This is a genomic window from Parabacteroides faecis, from assembly GCF_014647375.1.
Lineage (GTDB): Bacteria > Bacteroidota > Bacteroidia > Bacteroidales > Tannerellaceae > Parabacteroides > Parabacteroides faecis.
The window spans coordinates 375,070-398,732 of record NZ_BMPB01000008.1 but is presented as its reverse complement, the minus strand read 5'-3'; the positions used below and the strand labels follow the sequence as shown (position 1 = coordinate 398,732).

The following is a 23,663-nucleotide window of genomic DNA, read 5'->3' as shown; positions in this document are numbered from 1 at the left end:
TGGAGGCGAGTATTTGGAAACCTACTGTAGAAATACAGCAAGGCGCTGGGTGCTTAGCCTACATGTGAAATATGCCGACGAACCGGTAAAGCTCTCTATTGAGATGACCGATTTTATCCACGACGGAGAGGCAACTAACAGACCCAACAACGCAATGGACATCTATATGTACGAACTCGGTCAGGAATCACCCCTGTTGGTCAAATTGATTATGAAGTCCATCTATAAGAACAACGACAGGGAAATAAAGCATATAGGCAGTAAGCGGTTCGGTATCCAACACCTGTTGAAAGGAATTTACTCGCACAACGGGTTATTGTATTTTCATCTGCAACTGAAAAATTCGTCCAATGTACCTTTTGACGTGGACTACATTACCTTCAAAATTGTCGATAAAAAGGTCGCCAAACGTACCGCCATTCAGGAGCAGGTTATCTGGCCGCTCAGGGCGCATAATAATGTAACGCTTATCGGAGGAAAAAAGAATGAACGCACAGTGTTTGCCCTGCCTAAATTTACTATCCCGGACGATAAACACCTGGTTATTGAACTGCATGAGAAAGAAGGCGGACGGCATCAGACCTTTATGGTAGAAAATGCCGATCTGGTACGGGCGAAAGTTATAAACGAATTGAAAACGAAGTAACATGAAAAGGGCTGTGTTTTTTATTGTAGCGGCGTTGTGTCTGATCACGGGTGGTCAGGCACATGCCCAACGCGCCCTGAAAGGGATGCGCGGCTTGGAACTGCGGGGCGGCATGGTGGACGGTTTTCACTCGTCGGATAACCGTAACGAATTGGGATATTACTTCGGTATTGCCATGACGACATACGCTAAAAATGCCAATAAGTGGGTATTCGGGGCGGAGTATCTGAATCGCTATTATCCTTATAAAGACGGACGTATCCCTGTGGCGCAGTTTACAGGAGAGGGCGGCTATTATTATAAGTTTCTCTCCGACGGTTCAAAAACATTTTTCTTCTCTTTGGGTGCTTCGGCATTGGCCGGATATGAAACGGTGAATTGGGGCGACAAACTGCTGTATGATGGTTCGACCATACGAAATAAGGACGCTTTTCTGTACGGTGGTGCGATTACTTTGGAAGTTGAAGCCTATCTGACGGATAGGGTTATCCTTCTTCTGACGGGGCGTGAACGTATTCTCTGGGGAACGTCGAGCGGACACTTTCATACGCAGTTCGGTATAGGACTGAAATTCATGATTAATTAAAAATAAACAAGATGAAAAAGATAACATTCAAAAGGGCGCTTGCGCTCTCGGCATGGCTGGCAGCCATCGTATTGATGTTTGTCGCCTGCGATAACGAATTGGACGTAAAGCAGGTGTATAGCTTCGATTTGGAAACGATGCCCGTTCAAAAACGAATTACCGAGGGGGAAACTGTTGAAATCAGGTGTCGGATAGTCAGGGAAGGCAATTACAGCGAAACGGCGTTCAGCATTCGTTACTTCCAACCCGACGGAAAAGGCGAGTTAAGATTGGACGACGGTACGGTATTCCTGCCGAACGACCTGTATCCATTGGATAAAACAGTATTTCGCCTTTATTACACATCATGCAGTACGGATCAGCAGGTTATTGACGTGTATATCGAAGATTCATTCGGGCAAACAGTTCAAAAAACGTTCAGTTGGCAGAATGACAGCGGGAGCGATGATGAAGGTGAGGAATAAAACAAACAATGCAGGCGTCCGGTTTCTTTCGGATGCCTGCCTTATTTTGGAACCTGATTATGAAATACATCATAATGTTCATCATCGCTTTGATGCACCTGCCCGTATGGGAGCAACCGGGTATTTTTCCGAATAGAAAACAGGTAATCGAACAATGCTTGGAAACTGTTTACACGGTAAAAGAGCTTCGGCAAATAGCAGATTCAATACACCTCACTATTGATGAACTATGCGACTATCCTGTCATCTTCCCGATAAGGAAGCCGTGCCGCGTTTCGTCGGGTTTCGGTATGCGTTATCATCCTGTTTATAAAAGACGAAAATTCCATACGGGAATTGATATTTCCGAATCTAAAGGTACACCTGTATTTGCTACCGGAAACGGAGTAGTAACCCGTAAAGGGTATTGTTCGGGGTATGGAAACTTTATCGAGATTGAGCATGCAGGCGGTTTCCGGTCGTTCTATGCACATTTAAGCAGAACGGTAGTAAACCGGGGGGATACGGTAAGCATTACCCAGCAAATAGCTTGTGTTGGTAATACGGGGGTAACAACAGGTAACCATCTGCATTATGAAATCCGGAAAGGTAAACGGTTCCTGAACCCAGTCGGTTGGTGCAGTTACCTGTCTGAAATATTGAATAACAATAATAAACAGAATCAATATGAATTTTCTAAAATCTCAATTCCAACCCGGAGAGGAAATTATCTACCGGGCACGGATACATTGGTTTCTTTTTGCCGAACCGCTGTGCCTGTTGGTGGTGGGGGGCATTCTCTGGGACGTAAGCGCACCGATAATGAAATGGCTCGGAATTACGGTGCTGTTTCTTGGTTTGGTATCGCTGGTGCAAAGGATATTCGTAAAGGTCGGTTCGCTGTTTGTCGTAACTAATCGCCGGGTGGTGCTGAAAACGGGCATCATCCGGCGACGGGTAGCCGAATTGGTCTTGCCAAAATGCGAGGGCATACAGGCAACCGAAAGCGTCACCGGACGGCTTTTAGGCTACGGCACACTTGTCGTAACGACAGGCGGGGCGACCAACTGCTATTATTTCGTGTGTAAACCGTTCGATTTTAAGAGAGCGACAAATATGCAGATAGGATAAATCCGAATATGTGTAACTCATTGAAAAACATCTGACATTCACTTTGTCAGGTGTTTTTTTATGGGTATTTTTGCAGAGAACAATTAGCATTGATTGATATGTCGATAAACGAATTGGTACAATATTCTCATTCGCTCTATTCTAAAAAGCAAGGGCAATGTTCAGATTGCCCAAATAAAGAACAGGGTTCATGTACTTCTACAAATTGTAGTTCTTGTTTTCAGAATATGTTTTTTGGAAATGGAAGCCGAACATTTAACTGTGTATGTAGTACATATAGCTATGTATGTCGGTATATTTTTCAGTATTCAAGCGAGGTATTACATCTTTTTAGAGTATTAAAAAGATGGTTTAAAGATGAGTCTGGAATAAGAATAAATGATTTGAATGTAATGTCCATAGGCTGCGGCCCCTGTTCCGAATTATTTGCTGTAGATTCAATCTTGAAAGAGATCGGTTACACAGGGAATGTTACATATGATGGATTTGACACAAATGATATTTGGACTGATGTCCAAAATAAAGTCAAAAATATTCTCCCTTATAATGTTAACATCATAAATCAGGATTGCTTTGATTATTTAAAATCAACACCTCATTACACATATCCTAATATATTAATTATAAATTATTTACTATCTGACATATTGAAGCGAGGTGATCTTTCATCCTTCATATCAGAAATGACAGAGCATATTATAGACAAAATGCCACCAAGATCAATGATCATCATCAATGATATAAACCATTATGATGTGCGAAATTATTACAAAGAGATAATAAGTAAATCAAATTCTAATAATATTATTTCCCAGGCAACTTTAGGCTTTATCATTAATTATGAGAAAAACAAAAAAGATATGCGTGCGTATGAGTATTCTTACAATGGTATTTTTTCTCCTTTCAAAGAAGCTGTGATAAGATTTCTTGTTTCAATGTATGCTACAAAAACATCTTGTACAAGTGCTCAGTTGGTTGTCATAAAGAAATCAGATAAACAATGATACTTAGCGTTAGTCGTCGTACAGACATTCCTGCATTTTATTCTGATTGGTTCTATAACAGAATAAAAGAAGGGTACATATATGTGCGAAATCCAATGAATATTCACCAAATAAGTAAAATTGAAATTAATCCAGATGTTGTAGATTGCATAGTTTTTTGGACGAAAAATCCAAAAAAAATGCTGAGTAGGCTCAATGAATTAAGTGATTACAACTATTATTTTCAATTCACAATAAACTCCTATGATAAAGCATTAGAGTTAAATGTTCCAAAGAAAAGCAATGTCATTGATACATTTAAAGAATTATCAGACAAAATTGGCAGCAATAAGGTAATATGGAGATATGATCCCATTCTCTTATCACATAAAATAGATATTAACTATCACATACAGTACTTTGAAGAAATCGCAAAAAGGCTTTCTTCATTTACAAACAAATGCACGATAAGTTTCATTGACAACTACAAAAAAACAGAGCGAAATTTGGATGGGACAGGTTCAAAAGAATTATCTGATAGTGAAATAATCCTTTTGTCAAAGGATTTAGTAAAAATAGCATCTTCCTACGACATTGAAATTCAAACTTGTGCTGAGAAGATTGATTTGAAAGCAATAGGTATAAAACATGGGAGATGTATAGACAATATCGTTATTGAAGGCATTGTTGGGTATCAATTAGAAACTAAAAAAGACAAAAATCAGCGTTCTGAATGTGGCTGTATCGAAAGTATTGATATAGGTGAATACAATACCTGCTGTCACAACTGTTTATATTGTTATGCTAATTTCAATAAGGATCAGGTAATGCAAAAGACAAAAAGACACAATCCCCTTTCTCCTTTATTAATAGGAGATGTTACTGATAAAGACACGATAAAAGAAAGAAGAGTGGCTTCTCTAAGAAAAAAGAGTTTATTTTAAATAACCTTTTGGCCAATAGGCTTTTTGTTACTTTTTCTCCCGAAAAGTTTATGGTAGTCATGGAAAAAGTAACGGGTGGAAAATCCGCCCGTCCTTATCCGATAGAAGAAACATACCAACTATCGCTGTAATTCTCCCCGATGAGGGAGAACAAGTCAGATAGTTTGCTCTCTTGTGCGTACTGTTTGGCTTTCCGTATGCTGGGAAACTCGCCGAGTTTCCGAAAACCGATGAATAGCTTATACATGATAATAAAGGGTTTCGTACACGATTACAGACGTATTTTTCTGTAACAATTCCTGTATGTGTCCCATGTTGTATTCGGATGTGATGATTGCAGTATGCTCGTCAATCTGCGTAAAGCGGGAACTTTCGTAATTATCTATCCACTCTTTCAGATTGACCACGCCCCAATTCTTGTAAGCCTGTGCAAATCTCCCGTCTATCTCCCGAATGCTGTCCGAGAAAACGACACGGATAGTTTGGTATCCGTCGTCGATGATTTCAAGATGCCGGAGAGAGCCAAAATCATCATGTATCCGGGCAAATGACCAACCGTTTTCATACATTTGATTTCCCCATTGGTGTGGTTCGTCGTACCTTACCTTAACCTCCACCGTATATTCTTCTGTTTTGATTTCCTCGATAGTTCCTGCAACCATCAGTCCGGTAAAGATACATTTACACCGCTTCCCAATCATTTCGCTATTTACTTCACTTGCTTTCATAACTTACTGTATTTTATATTAATTCTACTTTTGTCTTGCTGATATTCGCCCAAAATACGCCGTTGCAGTAGTAGGCGTAGCCGTTGTGCCAGTTGGCACGTCTGCGGATTATCGCCATTTGTGGCGGTCGTATCTCTATCGAGGTGGTATAGATATTATGTCCTATCGTGATGATAAGTTCGCATCTGCGCCATATCTCGAAAGGGGTTCTGAACCCCTGCTTACTTTCGACAAGTTCCAATACCTTATTAACCGCATCCCGCACTTCGCTGTCCCATTCTTCTCTGGGCGAAATAGTGCGACTCGAATATCCTTTATATATGATTTTCATTGTTTAATGATGTTGTGGGCGGGATTTCCCGCCCGATTCTATGCTGCTATGCGTTTCTGAATAAGAGGCATATTCTGTCCTACGAGTTCCACGATTTGGCTGTGATACTTGGTTATCTTGTTGCAAGCACCCCTGCATTGGATTACGGAGAGTTTGGATATGGAAACCTCTACGGTTTCGATGCGCTTGCCGTTGAGAGTCGCCGACAGGATAAGAGAATCCTCTTTGGAGTAGTAACTGCCTACGCAATGGTGCATCGCTTTACCCTCTGTTTTAATATCCCTTACGCTCTCAAGCACCCGAACGGTAATAATCCCGTCAGAGAACATAAGTCCGAAGAATCGCCCTTTGGATGCGGTAAACTCGGTTTCTTTCTCTTTCAGTTCTTCTATTTTCTTTTCCTCGTCCGCTTTGGCTTTCTCCGCCATATAGCGGTCGTGGGCGGCTTTGAGGTCGGCAGGGCATACATATTTGGCGTTGTGCAGGTCTTTCCCGAAAAAGCGCAAGAAATCTATATAGTCGCACCAAAGCGTTGCATCGTTGATTTTGTAGCCGTTGCGGATGCAGATACGGATAGCTGACCAATAGTTGTCTATCTTCTTCCAATCGCTGTCCATAAGGCGTTTCAGTAGCTTTTGATAACCTGTTTTCATCAGCGTTTCGGCACGAGGGTCGGTCAGCAGGGTACGGAACAGTTCCAACGGTTTCTGCCCGTAAAAAGCCTTTTTTACGCCTGTACGTTTGATTTCGGGGATGAATTTCATGCGGGGATAGACTGCGCCCGCATAGATTTGGTTATATACGTTGGTGGAGTATTTGCTGTTCGGCTCTTTCCGCAGTTCCAAATCGGAGTGGAATATCCACGAATCATAATAGCACGTACCCATTGTTTGGCGGAGTTTGGCGAATGTGCAGTATTTCCCGTTGGGCGCAATCCAACGTTGCATAACCTCTGAATAGTCGTATTTAGCGGGTTCGCCTACTTTGGCACTACACAATAGCATCACGGTTCTGACTACCTGAAAACCCTCGTGGGCGGTTATAGCGGTCATATACCAACGTGTGTTGAATATGCGTTTCTTGGTGGTTTCGACTTTCAGTTTGGCTTTGCAGTGCGGACACTCATTGCCTAATAGGGAGTTGAGCAGATGCCCACCGCCTTGCCATGAATGACCGCATTTGGCACACGTTATCACGCCTTTTTCGGTTCTTTGTCCGATATGGTCGATAGCGTTATCGTAACCCCATTGTATCTGTTTGTCGGTCAGAGCCGGAAGTGTCCGGCTTGCTTCGACTACTTGCTGTTGGAATTTATTTTGCGGTTTCATAGTGTCAGAAATTAAATAGACTTGGTTCATTATTAACTTGCGGTTGCTTGGCTTTCGGCTTGGTATTACCCTGCTTCATCTTAGCATAGGCTTCGTCCTGTACTTTCTGAACGGCTTTGCGCCTTGCTTCTGCCTTTTCTTCTTCGGTCAGCACAATGGTATGGTTTACTACCACCTGACAGCTAACAGGATTGCCCACATTGATGTCTTCTTCATCGTAGTAATGGAGCGCCATTGAGTAGATTTCATCGTCCGTAAAACCGTTTATGCCGCTTTTCTGCACGGTATTGAGTATGTAGGTGACGCAATCGTCAATATTCTTCTTCGGGTTGGCGAATACAGGTGCAAATAGTTCATCCTCTTTGGCTCGTTGCTCCAAATAGTTCTGAATCGTCATTTTGAAATAATCACTTGGTTGTACCATAGCTGTATAATTTTAGAATATGTGAGTGAATAGGAAATAGAAAAAACCTATCAGAGCGATAAGAGAGAGTAGGCAAGATGCAATGCCTTTCAGTATGTTCCAACAGAAAACCACGCCCAAAACGACCCAAATAAAGTCCACACCCCACACGTAAAACCCGACTGCGACAGCCAAAATCTTTACCACCCATTTTATGCTGAATGGAAGGTTGATAGATTCTTGTTTCTTTTTATTTTTTTCTATTGTTCTCATAACGTCTGACTTTTTTTTTATGCCGTAACGGAGCCGGTATGATGAGTTCTGTTTCAGGAGCATGGAAAATCCGGGGTTAGTTCACGTCCAGTTTTTTGCGGGAAATACGCCACGTCAGAATGATGTCGGAAGATTTTTTGCAAAAAGCCGCCCGGCGGCGTAACTTGCGGGAGCGTGAACACGGAAGTATTTTCGCTGCTGATAACAGAATTCATCTTCCCTTTTACCGGCTCTTAAATGGGCATAGAAAAATGAGGAAGACAGTTATATCCGGAGAACAGTAGAAAAAAACGATGCTTCCGTGATTTCGGCATTAGTCAGAAATCACGGCAATCGTGCATAGCGGATGCGTGATTGACTATTACCTGAGCGCCATTTACTGCCACTTTGAAGCCACTCCGTGCCATAGAAAAACGGAGCGTCTGATAGCTAAATGTATTTCCATACATTTGGTTTCCGGGAATACAATAACGTAATAAGATGGAGTTAATAAGTATGGATATACGGGTTTTCAACGCACTATCCGAACGGGTTGAAAACATGGAACGTACTGCCGAAATATTGTACCGAAAGCAGGACGATTTAGGACTGAAACGCTGGTTGGATAATCAGGACGTATGTGAGATGTTGGGTATTACCAAACGTACCCTTCAAAAGTACCGGGAGAAAAAGCTGATCCCGTATGCTATCTTCCGGCACAAGGTTTTTTACAGACTGGAAGATGTGGAAGCTATGTTGCAGTCGTCGCATCACCTTAATACGCACAAGCCATGAACAACCAATTGTTAAGCAGGCAAGACCCGCGCGTGGCCGACCTTTTTCGACGGTTGGAAAAGGTGATTAAAACGCTCGACAAACTGAAAGTACCTGATCGACGCCCTTTACATGGGGAACGATTTATAACCGATAGTGAGCTGTCCGCCCTTTTGAGGATAAGCCGCCGAACATTGCAGGAATACCGCACTGCCGGGGTATTTCCCTATTATCTGATTTGCGGCAAAATCGTCTATAAGGAATCAGAGTTAGTACAACTGTTGGAGGACTGCCGCAAACAGAGCCTCGATGAGCAGGTATTGATCTAAACAGAAACGACCCCAAAAATTGAGGGTCGTTTCTGTTTAGTGCCGGAGATTAGTTTAGCATAGTGTCCATTCCCGGAATTTTCCAGAGTATAACAGGATTGAAAACCTGTCTGAGCATCCAGCGGCGGTATTGCTGCGCCTGGTTTGATTTGAGCCGGAAAGCCATCGCCGTTATCATTTCCATATTATAAACCGTAATAAAGCCGTTGCCATTATTCCTCTGACGGGATATTTCATTCTCCCGCAATACTTCGCCTTTAAGGATCGAGCGGATATTACTACCGATGGCGGAAACAAATACGCCGAAAAGGTCTGCTATCTGGTGCTGTGTGAGCCATACGTTTTCTGCTCCGGGACGGATTGTTACCTGTCCATTTTCTATGATGATTGATTCTGTATTCATTGTATTGTTGTTTTTAATTGTTAATCTACACGTTTTACTGATTTGGGGTAACGCATTTTTGCCCGCGCCGTTTCATCTTCGTATAAAGATACCTTTTTGCCCGCAGTCCGTTTTTTCAGCCGTTTCATATCCTCAGCGACTTTCTTATCGGTAACTTTGGCGTATATCTGCGTCGTGGTAATGTGCTTATGTCCCATCATTCGGCTGACCGTTTCGATAGGGACACCCTGCGAGAGCGTAATATGCGTTCCGAAATTATGGCGGGCTTTGTGGTATGTAATCGTGTCGATGTCGCAAAGTTTTCCGACCTTTTTAATGAGTTGATAGACGTATTGTCTGCAATATACATTGAAAATCCGGTCGCCTGTACGCTCATGGCGATACTTTTCGATAATCTGCAAAGGTATTTCCAACAGCCGCACGGTGAAATCTGTGCCAGTCTTTTGCCGTTTCATATCTATCCACCAGCTACCATCTTCAGCCTGTTTAAGATGCTCGGTCGAGAGCTTTCTTAAATCAGCGAGAGCCAATCCCGTAAAGGTCGAAAATACGAACCAATCACGCACCCGCTGTAAGTTCTCATGTTCCGGGCGGCACTCCATTAGCCGTTTCAGGTCGTCTTCTTTCAGATGACGACTTTTGAGGGCTGGCAGTTCGGGAAAAATATTCATAAACGGGTCGCGGCGCAGCGTTCCCTGACTGACTGCCCGTTTGGTTATCTTTTTCAGGTTATACAAGTGCTGGTGAATGGTTTTCTGCTGCAACCCCTTGTCTGTATGCAAAAAGAGGTCGAAAGCGTCAAAGAAATCCAGATTGAGGGAACGAAGCGATACGTCATCCACATCATATTTTTTATGTATAAACGCCGACAGGTGCTTACAGGTTACTTTATAAACGTCAAGCGCCGGTTTATCCCGATCCACACCGACACGGCTTTCAAACTCCGCATTGTGTTCCTCAAAAAGTTTTATCAGCGTGAGTGGCTTTTGCGCGATACCTTTCAGGGCGTTTTTAACCAGTTCGGCGGTAACAAACCCCAGCTTTGTCTGTATATCGGTATAGTGGTTCGTTATCCGCTCCGTGAGTTTGTCTATGGCACGGTTCACTTCCAGAGAGTTTTGGCTGCGACCGTCTGCCCGTCCGGTTTCGGGGTTCCAAATCTTCGGATTGACCGAAACCTTTGTACCGACCTGTTCCCAATCGGCATCAATGCTGATTTTGCACAAAAGCTGACACATACCGTTCTTACGAACTTTTGTACGGTTGATATAAAACAGGACGGCAAATGTACTGCGGCGTTTGTTCCGTCTGTCGTTGGCATTATCTTTTTTATTCGTTTCCATAATCGAAATTTTTAGGGTAATTAAATAGCAAATTTGAATTTCCCGCAGATACGGTCGTCGAGGGTTTTCATGTCCTCGGCGATTTTATCGTTGGTGATTTTCGCGTAAATCTGGGTGGTCTTAATCTGCCCGTGTCCGAGCATCCGGCTGACTGTTTCAATCGGAACACCCTGCGAGAGTGTAATTTCCGAAGCATAGGTATGGCGGCCTTGATGGAAGGTAATTCGTCGGTTGATGCCGCAGGTTCGGGCAACAGTTTTCAGTTCCCGGTTCAGTTCGGAATTGCTGTACATTGGCAGCAATCGTCCGCCGTCAGCTATTCCCCGGTAACGTTCGAGGATTTGCAGGGGAATATCCAATAAGGGCAGGTCGTAATCCATGCCCGTCTTGACGCGTGAGGTCTTTATCCATAGTTCGCCGTCGGGCGCAAGTTCCAGTTCTTCCTCTGTGAGCTTGCACATATCGGAGTACGGGATGCCTGTGTAGCACGAAAACAGGAACAAATCACGTATCAGATAGTGATGCGGTTTTTCTAATGGCGTTGTCATTAATGCCTTCAACTCTTTTTGGGTAAGATATTTTTGCACCCGTTCGGGGCGTTCGGGGGCATATCCCATGAAGGGGTTGGATGTGATTATTCCGTCGGCGATGGCTTTTTTGATGATAGTATTGATTCGTGTTGTGACTACCACGATGGTTCCCAGCGCCAGCGAGCAATCCACACGCAGATAGAGGTCGAATTTATCTATAAACGACCTGTCCAGCGCAGTAAACGGAATGTCGGAGAGTTTATACTTCGATTTTACAAATGCTGTAACGTGGTTGAGAGCGTTCCAATAGGATTTCGCTGATCCCTCTTTACGGTTCACGCCCACACGCTTATCGAAATTCTCATTATGCTTGCGAAAGTAGGCTAAGAGGGTTTCCTGCCCGGATGCCATACCGAGCAAATGGTTTTTAACCTGTTCGGCGGTTACGTTTTCCTTTACGGCTGACAGTTCGCGGTAGTGTGAAAGGGCGGAAGCCCTTATCTCGTCCAGCCGCCGATTGAGTTCCATCGCCATACTGCTCTTTCCGGTGGCACGTCCCGATGACCAAATAGACACCGGAACACACATTTTTGTACTAAACACGGTTTCGGAAGATTGTCCGATAGAAAGCCGTGCCATGACGGGACATTGATTGTCCGATTTCGCTTGGTTCTTTTTCAGGTAGAACGACACCTTAACTACTTGTTTCATAACTCTTTTTTCAGATTACAAATTTACCTGATACAGAGTTATTTGAAGGCGTGTATTATATAGCGCCAGCGTGTAACAAATCCCTAATTTCATTCAAAAAACCATCTTTTTTCCGTTGGCTGGAAAAAAAGGAGTATTTTTGAGCAGGAATTGAAGAAAAACAAGCGTTCTTTGATTGTTTCGGCTTAGTTTGGGGTGTTTAGTATTTCATGCTTGCCGAAAGAAAAAGGCAATGGATTAGTAGCAAAACTTTCGCTCAACCTCGCTATATTGTTCATTATAGGTAAAGTGAATTATATAGCGCCAAAAGGCCGAATAATCCTAATTACTAAACACTTACTTTATTCGTCCGCGTTTTGCCATTCTTCCAAAGTCTTTGACTATATTTGTATAAGTAAATATATGTTTTTTTATTTGAGTGCATTTCTCTGATAATAAGTATTACTGTTGTTTTTTTGATGAAATAGATAACGGATCTTCTTTTTTGAGCTATAAATAAGAGTTATTGAGGCGAGTAGGGTAGAATATAACTGTTTATGTAATATTGGTTTTCTCTTTTCTCTTTTTTTACCGGTTTATACATTACTGACGTGGTGATTATCGTAAGTCGATTCCTGTTTCTTGTGTTATCTGATTATGTGGGAATCGGATAAATAGGTTATTCTTGAAAATAGCAGAAAACTGGGTGGCTTTGTTTTTTTTATACTATTGACTCCCGTTTAATCGATTGTTATATTTGTGATTATAAGCATGAAAGCTACTAAGATGTAAGCTGGCATGAAAAGATTAGACTATGAAAAGGGATTTGTTATATGAAAATATACTGGAAGCTATCAGAGATAAAATATCGAACAAGGGAATACTGACAAGTACACTTGTGGATTTATTGGATCTGGAGAAGGAAGCGGTGTACCGTCGGCTGCGTGGAGAGGTTGCGTTTTCATTTTCTGAGCTAGCCATTGTTTCCAGTACTTTGGGTATTTCGTTGGATAATATGGTCGGAGGGCGGTTTACAAATAGCAGGCCTTTCCAATTGAGACTGGTTGACTATGGTGATTTGGACAATATCGATTACAAAATGTTGGAGCATTATATCTATATCCATAATTTAGGTAAATACGATAAAAGATCGCGAGTAATGGACTGTTCCGGCATTTTGCCCCAATCCCTTTATTTAAGTTATAAAAATATCTCTCGTTTTTTTCTTTTCAAATGGATTTATCAGAATAAAGAATTTAATAAAAAACTCCGGTTTCAGGATGTTTATCCAACGGAACGTCTTGAAAAGATACAAGAGAAAAGTGTGGCTGCGGCGAAACGGATTAATCAAACCATCTATGTTTGGGATCCCTTGATTTTTTATTATCTGGCGAATGATATCCGTTATTTTATCAGTATTCATTTATTGAGCGAAGAAGATTTGCTGCTATTAAAAATAGATTTGCTGCAGTTTTTAGATGATATGGAAGTTCTGGCTTTCAAGGGACAGTTTGATGATACGGGAAATAATGTCTATTTTTATATATCAGGAACACATATCGATACAAGTTACCGTTGTGTAGAAGTAAAACACTTGCGCGTCAGCTTGATACGAACATTTACCCTGAATGCTGTCGTTTCGTTGGATCACCAGATTTATGAACGTATTTCGTCCTGGCTTGAGGCCATTGTCAGGTCGTCGACTATGATTTCCGTCAGTGGGGGCAGGCAACGTATTCAATTTTTTGAGAAACAGCGTGAAGTTATCAATGCCTTGTAAATGTTTAAAAATGAGGTTATATATTATTAACGGAACTTTCTGCTTTTATCGGTGACCGAGATTCAATGTCTGTTCGTTTTCTTAGTTTTTTTTGGATATTTAAAAGAGCTATGCCGGTTTATCCGGTAACTTTTTTATGGGTTCCTTGTTTACCTTTGCATGAAAACAGTGTGTTGATATCAAAACTTATAATTCTATGACATGGAAAAAGAACTTTTGTATGATAACCTTCTGAATACGATCAAAGAAGAGTTCCCTCAGAAAACAAACTTAGTAAGCGCGTTAGTCGATTTGTTGTGTATTGAGAAAGAAGCTGTGTATCGACGTTTGCGGGGGGAAGTTGCATTTACATTTGCTGAAATTGTTACTATAGCAAATGCTTTTGGTATATCATTGGATAATTTAGTCGGTACGGTTACAGCTAAAAGCAGGCCGTTTCAACTGAAGTTGGTTGATTTTGTGAATCCGAAAGAGATAGACTATGATATGTTGGAGCAATATGTCGATGTATTGGGTTTGTCCCGCGAGGATGAAAAATCGGAACTGATCGATTGTACGAATATATTGCCGCAACAGCTTTATATGAATTATAAGTATATCTCGCGTTTTTATCTTTTTAAATGGTTGTATCAATGTGGGGTTCCGGGGAAAGCAAAGCGTTTTGATGAAATCGAGGTTACCGACCGTTTTGTTGGAATACAGTTGGCAAGTGTAGAAGAATCGCGATATGTCCGTAATTCTTATTATATACTTGATCCGTTGATATTCCAATATCTGGTGAACGACATTAATTATTTCATGAGTATCCATCTGATTGGGAAGGAAGATGTGGAGCTTCTGAAAGAGGAGTTGATGAAGTTTCTGGATGAGATGGAAATTCTGGCAACACGCGGTTATTTTGAAGAGACAGGGAATAAAGTTTTCATTTATATATCGAGTGTGAATTTTGATACGAGCTACTGGTGCGTACAGATTAAAAACTACCATATAAGCATGATCAAAACGTTTATTCTGAGTTCTGTTGCCTCACTGGATGAAGGGACTTATGAAAAACTACGGAAGTGGCTACGGGCTCTTATCCGTTCTTCCATTATGATTTCTGTTAGTGGAGAGAGGCAAAGAGTTGCTTTTTTTAAGGCACAGCGTGAATTAATTCAATCTTTATGATGGTTGCTGTTTGTGAAGAGTATCAGAAACTTAAACAATAAAAGGACTATTTTGTAGTATTTTTTTGAAATGAATAGTATAAAAATAATTCCTGAATATTTGGAGCGTATTAATCTTTTACCTACTTTTGCACCCGTAAACAAGAGAGGCCAGATGCTTTGAAAAGCAACGTTTAAATACGTTCTGGCAGTTTTGATTTATTGGAGAGATGGCAGAGTGGTCGATTGCGGCGGTCTTGAAAACCGTTGAACTGAAAGGTTCCTGGGGTTCGAATCCCTATCTCTCCGCAAAAGCAGCAAAAAAGGCTGCTTTTTGTTTTATGGAGAGCTTACGTTCTCAAAATTCTTCCTTAAAGGAGAGATGCTCGAGTGGTTGAAGAGGCACGCCTGGAAAGCGTGTAAACCCCTAAAGGGTTTCGCGGGTTCGAATCCCGCTCTCTCCGCGGAAAAAACTTCTTACCCTTAAAAATTCCAGTAGACAGACTTATCGGATATCAACAAAATACATAAGTATTTGATTCGGAAAACATAAGTATTTCTGTATAAAAACATAAGTATTTTTTGTCCCTCTCAGTAGCATTTTATTAATCACCTTTCAGCCTTCAGTTTAGCTGTGCGACCTGTTTCTCAAAGGCGACAGGCTGAAACGTGGGACGTTACTCAAAATAAACAGGTAGTTACTCAAAATAAATGGGTAAGCACTCATCTGTGATTCGGTAGGTACCGGAAAAAGGTCCTATGTTTTGAAATGTAAAGTCAGGACTTTTGAATGCGAAACATAGGTGTTTTGTTTTCAAAACATATATGCTTTGAAAGTGGATTTTTTATTTGTATTGTACCATTTTATTCACCCTTCAGCTGAAATAATTGTTTTTCAATGCGTAAGGGTGGCTGAAGGCTGAAAGGATAGATAGTCTTTCTTGCTGAGATTCGATTACTTTGCGTATTCTGCGCTATCTGCATTCCCTAATAGCATGCCCTGGTTGCCTTATTTCTTGATCTTTCTATATACATATATAAAAGCAGGAATCAGAAACAGATCTGCTGCCATCCATGCCGTGGCATCACCGAAGCAAACAGCGAGAAACCCGAAAGCCGGTACTGCATAAATACTGACGAGTGTTCGGGCGATCATTTCAGATACGCCGGAAAGCATTGCCAGATTGGTAAATCCGGCTCCCTGGATCGTGTAACGAAGAATACAGAGAATACCCAGAATAGGAAAGAAGGAACAAGATATATGCAGGAACTGAATGGCATCTTTAATAATTTCCGTTTCTGCAGGATCGACGAATATAAATATCAGTTCGCGTGAAGCCAACATCAGTATAAGGAATGAAAAAGCGGCATAAACGATCATCATCAACCCGCTGGCTTTGATACCCTGCCAGATACGTTCCGGTTTGCCTGCCCCGTAATTTTGTCCGGTATAGGTAGCCATGGCAATTCCCAAACTTTCGAAAGGGCAGATAAAGAATGACTTGATACGCACAGCCGATGCAAAGGCTGCAATGCAGGCCGACCCTAGTGCATTATTGGCACTTTGTAACATGATACTGCCGATAGCAGTGATAGAGAACTGAAGCCCCATCGGTACGCCTATCCACATCAGGTTTCCTGCCAGTTTCGATTGAAATTTCCTCTCTTCCCGTGTACTTCTCAATATCTCAAAACGGCGATACATGTAAACGAAACAAAGAACAGCCGATATTCCCTGGGAGAGAAGCGTGGCTATGGCAGCACCGGCAACTCCCCATTTAAATACCAGGATACAAACCAGATCGAGGATCACATTCAGAATGGTAGAAAAAAGCAGGAACCAGAATGGGGTCTTGCTATCGCCCAAAGCGCGGATAATACTGGACAACAAATTATAAAAGAAAGTACAGGGTACGCCGATGAAAGTAACCAATAAATAGAAATAAGCATCTTTAAAAATATTCTCCGGAGTTTGCATCATCCTTAGAATATCCTTACAATATATACTTGTAACGACTGCAATGATAACCGACATAACTGCTGCCAGCTGCAAACTGATGGAAACATACTTCCGCATCGTGCTGTAATCTCTTGCACCGAATTTCTGTGCCACCGGAATACCGAAACCGGCACAGCATCCATTACAAAATCCTATGATAAGAAATATAACAGACGTACTCGCCCCGACAGCGGAAAAAGCATCGATTCCCAGAAATTTACCAACAATAGCCGCATCGATCAAAGAATAGGTTTGTTGAAGCAGATTAGCCAGCAATACCGGCATGGCAAAGTTGAAGATCAACGGTAGCGCTGCCCCGGATGTCATTTCTTTTGAAGTTCCCATAACTATTTCCCTAAACAATCGCTGCAAAGGTAACTATTTTGTGACAGAAAGGATAAATATACACTTATAAAATCTATTGCTATGCAACTCAATAAATCATATATTTGTACGGATAAAGAAATTCATCTTATATGCATAGTTTTAGAAAGACGAAACAGATAACCGGAATGATGGTCTGTGTTGCTTTATTGTTTGCATGTCAGCTAGACAAGCATACCGGATTAAGTGAAAAAGAACTACTGGGTAAAAAGATTTTCTTTGATGAAAATCTTTCGGAACCTGTGGGTGAATCCTGTGCAACCTGTCACACTGCAGAAAAGGGTTTTGCAGATATATATTCCCGTATCACTTCTGAAGGTGCTGTCAAAGGGCGCTTCAGTAACCGTAACTCAATGACTTCCGCCTATACCTGCTATATCCCGCCGTTACATTATAACGAAGAGGATGAGACGTATGTCGGGGGACTTTTCTGGGACGGACGTGTCAACACACTGGAAGAACAGGCCGCTCAACCATTTACAAACCCGTTGGAGATGGGTAATCATGACAATGTTATGGTTGCAGGAAAAGTGCGCCGTGCCGGTTACTACCGGGATTTGGTGAGGATATATGGAGAGCCGGCATCCGATGACTCTCTCTTTTCATGCATAACAAATGCCATTGCTGCCTATGAACGTTCGGCAGAGATGAACCCTTTCTCTTCTAAATACGATGCCTGGCAAGCGGGTAAATGTGAACTGACAACACAGGAGCAACAAGGCTTGGAACTATTTAAAGAAAAGGGACTTTGTGCCGAATGCCATATATTGGAACCGGATGAACGGGCAGGAAAGGTCTTGTTTACCGATCATACCTATGATAATTTAGGAATCCCTTCCAATCCGGATAACCCTTTCTTTGCAACGCCGTTCCCTTACAATTCTTGTGGCCGCGACACGGTTGATCTGGGTTTGGGAAGTACTCTGAGAAATAGTACCGAAGCGGGCAAGTTTCGTGTTCCGACCCTTCGTAACATAGCTCTGACTGCTCCTTACGGGCATAATGGTTATTTTGATACATTGGAAGAAATAATCCATTTCTATAATGTTCGCGATGTAGAAGAATACCCTCAACCTGAATTTGCAGCAACTGTCAACAAAGAAGAACTCGGCAACCTCGGTCTGACACAGGACGAAGAGGCTGCTATTATCGCTTTTCTATCGACGTTAACGGATGGATATCAGGCGGACTAGAATATAATCTTTTTCCTGTTTTCAAAACATTTTGCATTCTACCATAGTTCTTTTATAAAACAAAACATAAAAGAAAAAGTAAATATATTATGGCAAAGAATGTTGCAGAACAATTAGTCGACACGCTTGAAAAAGCAGGAGTGAAGCGTATTTATGCTGTCACGGGGGATAGTCTGAACGAGGTGAATGAAGCTGTACGGAAAAACGGAAAGATCAAATGGATACACGTTCGTCATGAAGAAACAGGTGCTTATGCCGCTGCTGCCGAAGCGCAGTTGAACGGTGAGCTGGCTTGCTGTGCAGGAAGCAGCGGCCCGGGGCATGTTCACCTGATCAATGGTTTGTATGACGCACAACGTTCAGGAGCTCCGGTATTGGCTATTGCTTCCACGCTGCCGACCCATGAGTTCGGAACAGAATATTTCCAGGAAACCAATACGATCAAATTATTTGAAGATTGCAGTTATTATAACCAGGTAGCAACTACCCCGGAACAGTTTCCCCGTATGTTGCAGGGAGCTATACAAGCGGCCCTTTCCTTCCGGGGCGTAGGAGTGATCGGGCTACCCGGCGACCTGACATCGCAAACGGCAACTTCGGGAGAATCCTCTCAACAATCATTTCCTACCAAACAGCGTGTTTGCCCTTCTGCCGAAGAGATCAACGAGTTGGCAGACCTGTTGAATAAAGCTGAAAAAGTGACCCTCTTTTGTGGAATAGGAGCGAAAGATGCCCATAAGGAACTGGTCGAATTATCCCAACGCCTGAATGCTCCGGTGGCCTATTCATTTAAAAGTAAAATGGAAATCCAGTACGATAACCCGAATGAAGTAGGAATGACCGGTTTGTTGGGTATGCCTTCCGGTTATTACAGTATGCATGAAGCAGAAGTATTGGTCTTGCTGGGAACAGATTTTCCCTATGAAGCTTTTATGCCGCAGAATAATACGATCGTTCAGGTAGATATTAAAGCGAACCGTTTGGGGCGCCGTGCTAAGATAAAGATGGGACTTTGTGGCGATGTAAAAGATACATTGCAGGAGTTGCTCCCTCTGATCCGTCAAAAAACGAATGATAGTTTCCTGCGAGAACAGTTGGCGCATTATGATAAAGTAAAGAAAAACCTGAGATCGGCTGCCGAAGTAAAAGGAAAAGAAGAAAAGATCCAGCCCGAATATGTTATTTCCGTTATCGACGAACTCGCATCGAACGATGCTGTCTTTACTGTCGATACTGGTATGACCTGTGTCTGGGGTGCTCGTTACTTACAGGCTACCGGGAAGCGGAAAATGTTGGGTTCTTTCAATCATGGCTCGATGGCGAATGCCATGCCACAGGCTATCGGAGCTGCTTTAGCCTATCCGGGACGTCAGGCGGTGGCTCTGTGTGGCGATGGCGGACTTTCGATGATGTTGGGTGATCTGGCGACGATCGTACAATATAAACTGCCTGTTAAACTGATCGTTTTCAATAACCGTTCCCTGGGAATGGTTAAGCTGGAAATGGAAGTTGCCGGATTGCCTGACTGGCAGACAACGATGTTGAATCCGGACTTTGCACGTGTCGCCCTTTCAATGGGAATGGCTGGTTATAATGTCAGCAAGCCGGAGGATGTATTGCCGACGCTTACAAAAGCTTTTGTTTCCGATGGCCCTGTCCTGGTCAATATCATGACCGATCCGAACGCGCTGGCAATGCCACCGAAGATCGAGTTTACACAAATGTTGGGATTTGCACAGACTATGTACAAGTTATTGATGGAAGGACGTTCAAAAGAGGTAATGGATACGATCGATACAAATCTGAAGCATTGGAAAGAAGTCTTCTAACCAAAAAATGAATATCTTTGCTTTCTACTAATAAATTCTATACAGATCATGAAAGCAAAGATATTTTTATTATCGCTTGTAGCATTTTTTATCCTGTCTGCACATGCAGCAGTAGTCGATACTATCCATGTTCGCAGTGATGCGATGAACAAGGATATTCAGACTGTTATAATAACGCCGGGAAATGGGAAGAAGGCAGCTCCGGTCATCTATTTACTGCATGGCTATGGCGGAAATGCTAAAACCTGGATCGGCCTAAAGCCTAATTTACCGGAGATAGCAGATCAATATGGGATCATGTTTGTCTGTCCGGATGGTAAGAACAGTTGGTATTGGGATAGTCCGGTCGATCCTTCCTATCGGTATGAAACATTTGTTTCCAAAGAGCTTGTCAATTATATAGATGCCAATTATCCGACCCTAAAAGATCGTAAAGGACGTGCTATTACCGGTCTTAGCATGGGAGGGCATGGTGCGATGTGGATTTCTTTCCGTCACAAGGATATTTTTGGTGCAGCGGGGAGTACAAGCGGCGGTGTCGATATCCGTCCTTTCCCGAATAACTGGAATATGAGCGATCGGCTGGGGAAGGAAAGCGAGAATCAGGAGGTATGGGATAATCATACGGTTATCAATCAGGTAGACCGCCTGCAGAATGGCGATCTGGCATTGATCTTCGATTGCGGTTACAGCGATTTCTTCTTTGAAGTAAATAACGATTTCCATAAAAAACTGCTGAAATATAAGATCGACCACGACTTTATTGTCCGTCCGGGTGCACATAATGGCGAATACTGGAGTAATTCCATCGATTACCAGATATTGTTTTTCAAGAAATTCTTCGATAAACGAAATACTAAGTGAATATAGTAGACTGCCTGTCCCCGTGCTTGGAGTGGGGACAGGATCGTTTTATTATCTGAACTGGCAACTGTTTATTTCTCCAGTGAAAAAGCATTGATCAGCATATTTAATATGCTGCAGATAATTCGTTCCGGTATGGCTGATAACGGCAGTTTTTCATTTTTAGGCAATCGGATAGTTTCCATATCTTCATCTTCTTCCAATGAAGAGAAATATATCTCTTTCAAAAGAACTTCATTTCCTTCAGTAACAAACGGTAGTTGTATCACAATATTTAGCGACCTATCTATAATATAGAGAATGTCATTTTCAATCCGGGTTGTTATATCCGCCGTTTCAAAGTTGTAAATGTTACTGATATAAACTTGTTTCCCGGAATAACGGGTAATCGTATTTACCTGTTTTTCCTCTTCACTCAGATAATATACCGGAGCAGTTAACTGCGGAAGGAGAGGAGTTATTCCCAGATCATCCAGTTGCTTCTTCCATCCGGATAATATTTCGGAAGTCAGATCGACCGGATGTACCAGAGAAATGATTGCATCGTCAGAAAGGATAAATTCTTTTTCATCGACAGTTATACATTTTCCGTTCTCCATATACCGGAAAGACTTCCTTAGTTGCCCTTCCTTATAGACACCCCAGACAAGTCCGGTCGTAATATACCGCATAACCGGGTTTTCTATAAAGATAGTTTGCCATATCTTCCGGGGCCAGGTTCGTCCGTTCTTTAAAGACTGTTCCAGGCGTTTCCGCTGAATTTTAGTCTGGGTTTTGACTACTTTGTTTAAAGTTGATAACTCCTCCCGGGCCTTTTCTGCTTTTTTACGGTCATCGTGTTTAGTCGGGGCGGGGAGCGATTTGCTTACTTTCTGTTTTTCAAGATCGAATACAGAAAGGGTAAAGTCCGGATTCAGAGTTACACGGAAAGTCCGTGTGCCATAGCTTACCTCTTTCTCTGCCGGGCTATTGAAACCGAAAGTTGGAATGATCTGGTCTGCCAGTTCCTCTACAGTCATGCCTTTGCGGATGGCTGCCTGACGGAATGCGTTCCATGACGTGGTCCTGTACGTTCCGTTGGGAGAGATTTCCATCCATTCATTCAGGATACGGAGGGCATTGGGACTCGATTTTATTCCCAGTAGCTTGAGGACAAATCTGGAAAGTTGTTTGCGGGAGGCTCTCGACCACGATTTGATCAAAGGAGACAGCCGTGCGATCTGCTGCTCGGAGCCGTAAAAACAATAAGGGAGCAGAAGCATCCTTCTGTTTGCCTCAGCACTATCCGATTGCCAGTAGCGGAACAGTTCTTCCATCATCGCCTGCCATTCTTCTTCCTCGATGAAAGGTACGATCGCATCGCAGGCATGTAGCCGGACAACTTGATTAAGAGACATATATTCACTTAATACGTACCGGATTACATGGCGGGGTACAAACTCATCCACATCTGTTTCGTTTGCCCAATGGAGTCTTGTATAAGGTTTTTGCGGTAACCAGGCTATCTGTTGCGTACAATATAGTTCGATATGCTTACTGCAATAGTCGATGACTGCCTGTTTATTCCTGAATTTGATTTTGGCAGCGGAAGCATGTGTATTGTCCCAGTATTTGAATAATTGCCTGGCCCAGTTTTGCGACTCTTCATCCAGTTCCGGATAGAGTTGTTCAAGCAATTTGCGGGTTTTCTTTTCTTTGTCGAGCAGGAGTCTTTCGATATTCCTGCGGATTAATTTAGAGTTTTCTTTCAATAATCCCAGCAACTGTTCATAGTCTGTCAAGCCGCAGTCTGAAAATAGTTTATTCAGCCAGACCAGTCTTTTCTTTAGTGGAATGTCACTATATAGATAATGGTAGGCTGCTTGCTTATTCTTACGGATAAGTTCATCGATTTGTATTTCCCTGAGAGTATCCGGAAGTGGCAGGTCGGAAGCACTATATACTTCACACCAGGCATCGAATAGTACTGCAGCATCCGTTTGTTGCTTTTTCTTCATATATATATTGTTTTCCTTTTATTACTGTTTATTTCCTTATTCCTAAAACAAATACAGAAGTGGTTAGTTGCAGGAAATAGTATTACATATAAAAGCAAATGTATAAAAAATATTTTGTAATTTTGCACCTTCTAAATAATATGGGTGTGAGGCAAACAATGAATAAATATCTGAAATGGCTGTTACCGGTGATCTTTATCGCCTACTATGGCAGCATTACGTTATTTATTCATGTCCATATAGAACATGGTACGACGATTGTCCATTCGCATCCTTTCGGGAAATTGAACGGCGGTGCCTGCCACCATCATGCTTCCTTATCCGAAATACAATTATTCCACATACTGACAACGCTTAGTGTGGAAGACGGAGCAGTACATGCTCTTTATCTGAATTTTAGTGCACAACAAATTGCTGAAATAGTTGAATATCCGGTTTATCCGGACTATGCGCACCCTGACAAAGGGCAGCTTTCCCTTCGTGCGCCTCCTGTTTTCTGATAACAAATAGTAATACTTCAATTGATAAGGATAGGTGTTTCTAATAAAAACATCCCATCCTTCTAATTTTTCGACCCAGGTCGAAAACCTTTTTGACCAAGGTGATAAACGTTTTTGACCTGGGTGGT

General features: G+C 42.2%; 27 protein-coding genes and 2 tRNA genes. 17 read left to right on the top strand and 12 right to left on the bottom strand.

All coding sequences use genetic code 11. The features are described from left to right. The 7 genes from traN to IEY67_RS14035 form a co-directional block, all read left to right on the top strand. A partial coding sequence (gene traN / locus IEY67_RS14065) for a conjugative transposon protein TraN (RefSeq protein ID WP_189086826.1) occupies nucleotides 1-646 on the top strand: 646 nt, incomplete at its 5' end. A gap of 1 nt (nucleotide 647) precedes the next feature. Continuing rightward, nucleotides 648-1,232, top strand: a complete 585-nt coding sequence (locus IEY67_RS14060) for a conjugal transfer protein TraO (protein ID WP_129734921.1) — start codon at nucleotides 648-650, stop codon at nucleotides 1,230-1,232. An 11-nt stretch (nucleotides 1,233-1,243) separates the two neighbouring features. Then, nucleotides 1,244-1,696 carry a DUF3872 domain-containing protein gene (locus IEY67_RS14055; RefSeq protein WP_129734923.1) on the top strand — a complete coding sequence of 151 codons (453 nt, stop codon included), beginning with the start codon at nucleotides 1,244-1,246 and terminating at the stop codon, nucleotides 1,694-1,696. Nucleotides 1,697-1,755: 59 nt separating this feature from the next. Beyond that, nucleotides 1,756-2,592: a M23 family metallopeptidase gene (locus tag IEY67_RS14050; protein WP_229801068.1), complete on the top strand. Its 837-nt coding sequence runs from the start codon at nucleotides 1,756-1,758 to the stop codon at nucleotides 2,590-2,592. Next, a complete protein-coding gene (locus IEY67_RS25190; protein ID WP_229801067.1) occupies nucleotides 2,546-2,806 on the top strand; it encodes a PH domain-containing protein in 261 nt (86 codons plus the stop codon). Before IEY67_RS14050 ends, IEY67_RS25190 begins: the two co-directional genes overlap by 47 nt. A gap of 98 nt (nucleotides 2,807-2,904) precedes the next feature. Continuing rightward, complete coding sequence (locus IEY67_RS14040; protein ID WP_129734927.1) at nucleotides 2,905-3,810, top strand: hypothetical protein; 906 nt, start codon at nucleotides 2,905-2,907, stop codon at nucleotides 3,808-3,810. Then, entirely contained in the window at nucleotides 3,807-4,733 is a 927-nt protein-coding gene (locus IEY67_RS14035; protein ID WP_129734929.1) for a DUF1848 domain-containing protein, read from the top strand. The genes IEY67_RS14040 and IEY67_RS14035 overlap by 4 nt, the downstream gene beginning before the upstream one ends. A gap of 94 nt (nucleotides 4,734-4,827) precedes the next feature. On the opposite strand, the gene IEY67_RS14030 is transcribed toward IEY67_RS14035, so the two are convergent. From IEY67_RS14030 to IEY67_RS25330, 7 genes are all read right to left on the bottom strand, one after another. Next, nucleotides 4,828-4,980: a hypothetical protein gene (locus IEY67_RS14030; RefSeq protein ID WP_165359939.1), complete on the bottom strand. Its 153-nt coding sequence runs from the start codon at nucleotides 4,978-4,980 to the stop codon at nucleotides 4,828-4,830. Further along, entirely contained in the window at nucleotides 4,973-5,461 is a 489-nt protein-coding gene (locus IEY67_RS14025; RefSeq protein ID WP_129734931.1) for a DUF7258 domain-containing protein, read from the bottom strand. The genes IEY67_RS14030 and IEY67_RS14025 overlap by 8 nt, the downstream gene beginning before the upstream one ends. 13 nt (nucleotides 5,462-5,474) lie before the next feature. Continuing rightward, complete coding sequence (locus IEY67_RS14020) at nucleotides 5,475-5,792, bottom strand: hypothetical protein (protein WP_129734934.1); 318 nt, start codon at nucleotides 5,790-5,792, stop codon at nucleotides 5,475-5,477. A 38-nt stretch (nucleotides 5,793-5,830) separates the two neighbouring features. Then, nucleotides 5,831-7,120: a PcfJ domain-containing protein gene (locus tag IEY67_RS14015; protein WP_129734936.1), complete on the bottom strand. Its 1,290-nt coding sequence runs from the start codon at nucleotides 7,118-7,120 to the stop codon at nucleotides 5,831-5,833. A 4-nt stretch (nucleotides 7,121-7,124) separates the two neighbouring features. Next, nucleotides 7,125-7,544 (bottom strand): PcfK-like family protein, encoded by a 420-nt coding sequence (locus tag IEY67_RS14010; RefSeq protein WP_129734938.1) that lies wholly within the window; start codon nucleotides 7,542-7,544, stop codon nucleotides 7,125-7,127. A 12-nt stretch (nucleotides 7,545-7,556) separates the two neighbouring features. Beyond that, nucleotides 7,557-7,796, bottom strand: a complete 240-nt coding sequence (locus IEY67_RS14005) for a hypothetical protein (RefSeq protein ID WP_129734940.1) — start codon at nucleotides 7,794-7,796, stop codon at nucleotides 7,557-7,559. A 317-nt stretch (nucleotides 7,797-8,113) separates the two neighbouring features. Next, a complete protein-coding gene (locus IEY67_RS25330) occupies nucleotides 8,114-8,245 on the bottom strand; it encodes a hypothetical protein (RefSeq protein WP_262889882.1) in 132 nt (43 codons plus the stop codon). A gap of 31 nt (nucleotides 8,246-8,276) precedes the next feature. Between IEY67_RS25330 and IEY67_RS14000 the strand changes: the two genes are divergently transcribed. After that, nucleotides 8,277-8,570 (top strand): helix-turn-helix domain-containing protein, encoded by a 294-nt coding sequence (locus tag IEY67_RS14000; RefSeq protein ID WP_183671727.1) that lies wholly within the window; start codon nucleotides 8,277-8,279, stop codon nucleotides 8,568-8,570. After that, nucleotides 8,567-8,878 (top strand): helix-turn-helix domain-containing protein, encoded by a 312-nt coding sequence (locus IEY67_RS13995; RefSeq protein WP_129734942.1) that lies wholly within the window; start codon nucleotides 8,567-8,569, stop codon nucleotides 8,876-8,878. The genes IEY67_RS14000 and IEY67_RS13995 overlap by 4 nt, the downstream gene beginning before the upstream one ends. 49 nt (nucleotides 8,879-8,927) lie before the next feature. Here the strand turns inward: IEY67_RS13995 and IEY67_RS13990 are convergent, their stop codons facing one another. The 3 genes from IEY67_RS13990 to IEY67_RS13980 are packed head-to-tail and all read right to left on the bottom strand — an operon-like array spanning nucleotide 8,928 to nucleotide 11,865. Beyond that, nucleotides 8,928-9,281, bottom strand: coding sequence for a virulence RhuM family protein (locus IEY67_RS13990; RefSeq protein ID WP_129734944.1), 354 nt, complete (start codon nucleotides 9,279-9,281; stop codon nucleotides 8,928-8,930). A 20-nt stretch (nucleotides 9,282-9,301) separates the two neighbouring features. After that, complete coding sequence (locus tag IEY67_RS13985; protein ID WP_129734946.1) at nucleotides 9,302-10,624, bottom strand: site-specific integrase; 1,323 nt, start codon at nucleotides 10,622-10,624, stop codon at nucleotides 9,302-9,304. 20 nt (nucleotides 10,625-10,644) lie between these two features. Then, nucleotides 10,645-11,865, bottom strand: a complete 1,221-nt coding sequence (locus IEY67_RS13980) for a site-specific integrase (RefSeq protein ID WP_129734948.1) — start codon at nucleotides 11,863-11,865, stop codon at nucleotides 10,645-10,647. A gap of 793 nt (nucleotides 11,866-12,658) precedes the next feature. Between IEY67_RS13980 and IEY67_RS13975 the strand changes: the two genes are divergently transcribed. The 4 genes from IEY67_RS13975 to IEY67_RS13960 all read left to right on the top strand — a co-directional run bounded on the left by IEY67_RS13975 (nucleotide 12,659) and on the right by IEY67_RS13960 (nucleotide 15,233). Further along, nucleotides 12,659-13,624, top strand: coding sequence for a helix-turn-helix domain-containing protein (locus IEY67_RS13975; RefSeq protein ID WP_122351368.1), 966 nt, complete (start codon nucleotides 12,659-12,661; stop codon nucleotides 13,622-13,624). Nucleotides 13,625-13,825: 201 nt separating this feature from the next. Further along, nucleotides 13,826-14,791 carry a helix-turn-helix domain-containing protein gene (locus IEY67_RS13970; RefSeq protein ID WP_122351367.1) on the top strand — a complete coding sequence of 322 codons (966 nt, stop codon included), beginning with the start codon at nucleotides 13,826-13,828 and terminating at the stop codon, nucleotides 14,789-14,791. 202 nt (nucleotides 14,792-14,993) lie between these two features. Next, a tRNA-Ser gene (locus IEY67_RS13965) sits at nucleotides 14,994-15,078 on the top strand. Nucleotides 15,079-15,145: 67 nt separating this feature from the next. Then, a tRNA-Ser gene (locus tag IEY67_RS13960) sits at nucleotides 15,146-15,233 on the top strand. A gap of 545 nt (nucleotides 15,234-15,778) precedes the next feature. On the opposite strand, the gene IEY67_RS13955 is transcribed toward IEY67_RS13960, so the two are convergent. Next, nucleotides 15,779-17,113 (bottom strand): MATE family efflux transporter, encoded by a 1,335-nt coding sequence (locus IEY67_RS13955; RefSeq protein ID WP_122351366.1) that lies wholly within the window; start codon nucleotides 17,111-17,113, stop codon nucleotides 15,779-15,781. Nucleotides 17,114-17,244: 131 nt separating this feature from the next. Between IEY67_RS13955 and IEY67_RS13950 the strand changes: the two genes are divergently transcribed. The 3 genes from IEY67_RS13950 (at nucleotide 17,245) to IEY67_RS13940 (ending at nucleotide 21,038) form a co-directional block, all read left to right on the top strand. Then, nucleotides 17,245-18,345 carry a cytochrome-c peroxidase gene (locus IEY67_RS13950; RefSeq protein WP_370860511.1) on the top strand — a complete coding sequence of 367 codons (1,101 nt, stop codon included), beginning with the start codon at nucleotides 17,245-17,247 and terminating at the stop codon, nucleotides 18,343-18,345. A gap of 89 nt (nucleotides 18,346-18,434) precedes the next feature. Then, complete coding sequence (locus tag IEY67_RS13945) at nucleotides 18,435-20,174, top strand: thiamine pyrophosphate-dependent enzyme (protein WP_183671726.1); 1,740 nt, start codon at nucleotides 18,435-18,437, stop codon at nucleotides 20,172-20,174. 48 nt (nucleotides 20,175-20,222) lie between these two features. Continuing rightward, nucleotides 20,223-21,038, top strand: coding sequence for an alpha/beta hydrolase (locus tag IEY67_RS13940; protein ID WP_183671725.1), 816 nt, complete (start codon nucleotides 20,223-20,225; stop codon nucleotides 21,036-21,038). Between the two features lie 71 nt (nucleotides 21,039-21,109). Here IEY67_RS13940 and IEY67_RS13935 read toward each other — a convergent pair whose 3' ends face one another. Next, on the bottom strand, nucleotides 21,110-23,035 hold the full coding sequence (locus IEY67_RS13935; RefSeq protein WP_183671724.1) for a DUF4132 domain-containing protein: 1,926 nt from the start codon (nucleotides 23,033-23,035) through the stop codon (nucleotides 21,110-21,112). A gap of 140 nt (nucleotides 23,036-23,175) precedes the next feature. On the opposite strand from IEY67_RS13935, the gene IEY67_RS13930 reads away from it, so the two are divergent. Then, nucleotides 23,176-23,535 (top strand): DUF8478 family putative metalloprotein, encoded by a 360-nt coding sequence (locus IEY67_RS13930; protein ID WP_491687104.1) that lies wholly within the window; start codon nucleotides 23,176-23,178, stop codon nucleotides 23,533-23,535. Nucleotides 23,536-23,663 lie beyond the last annotated feature (128 nt).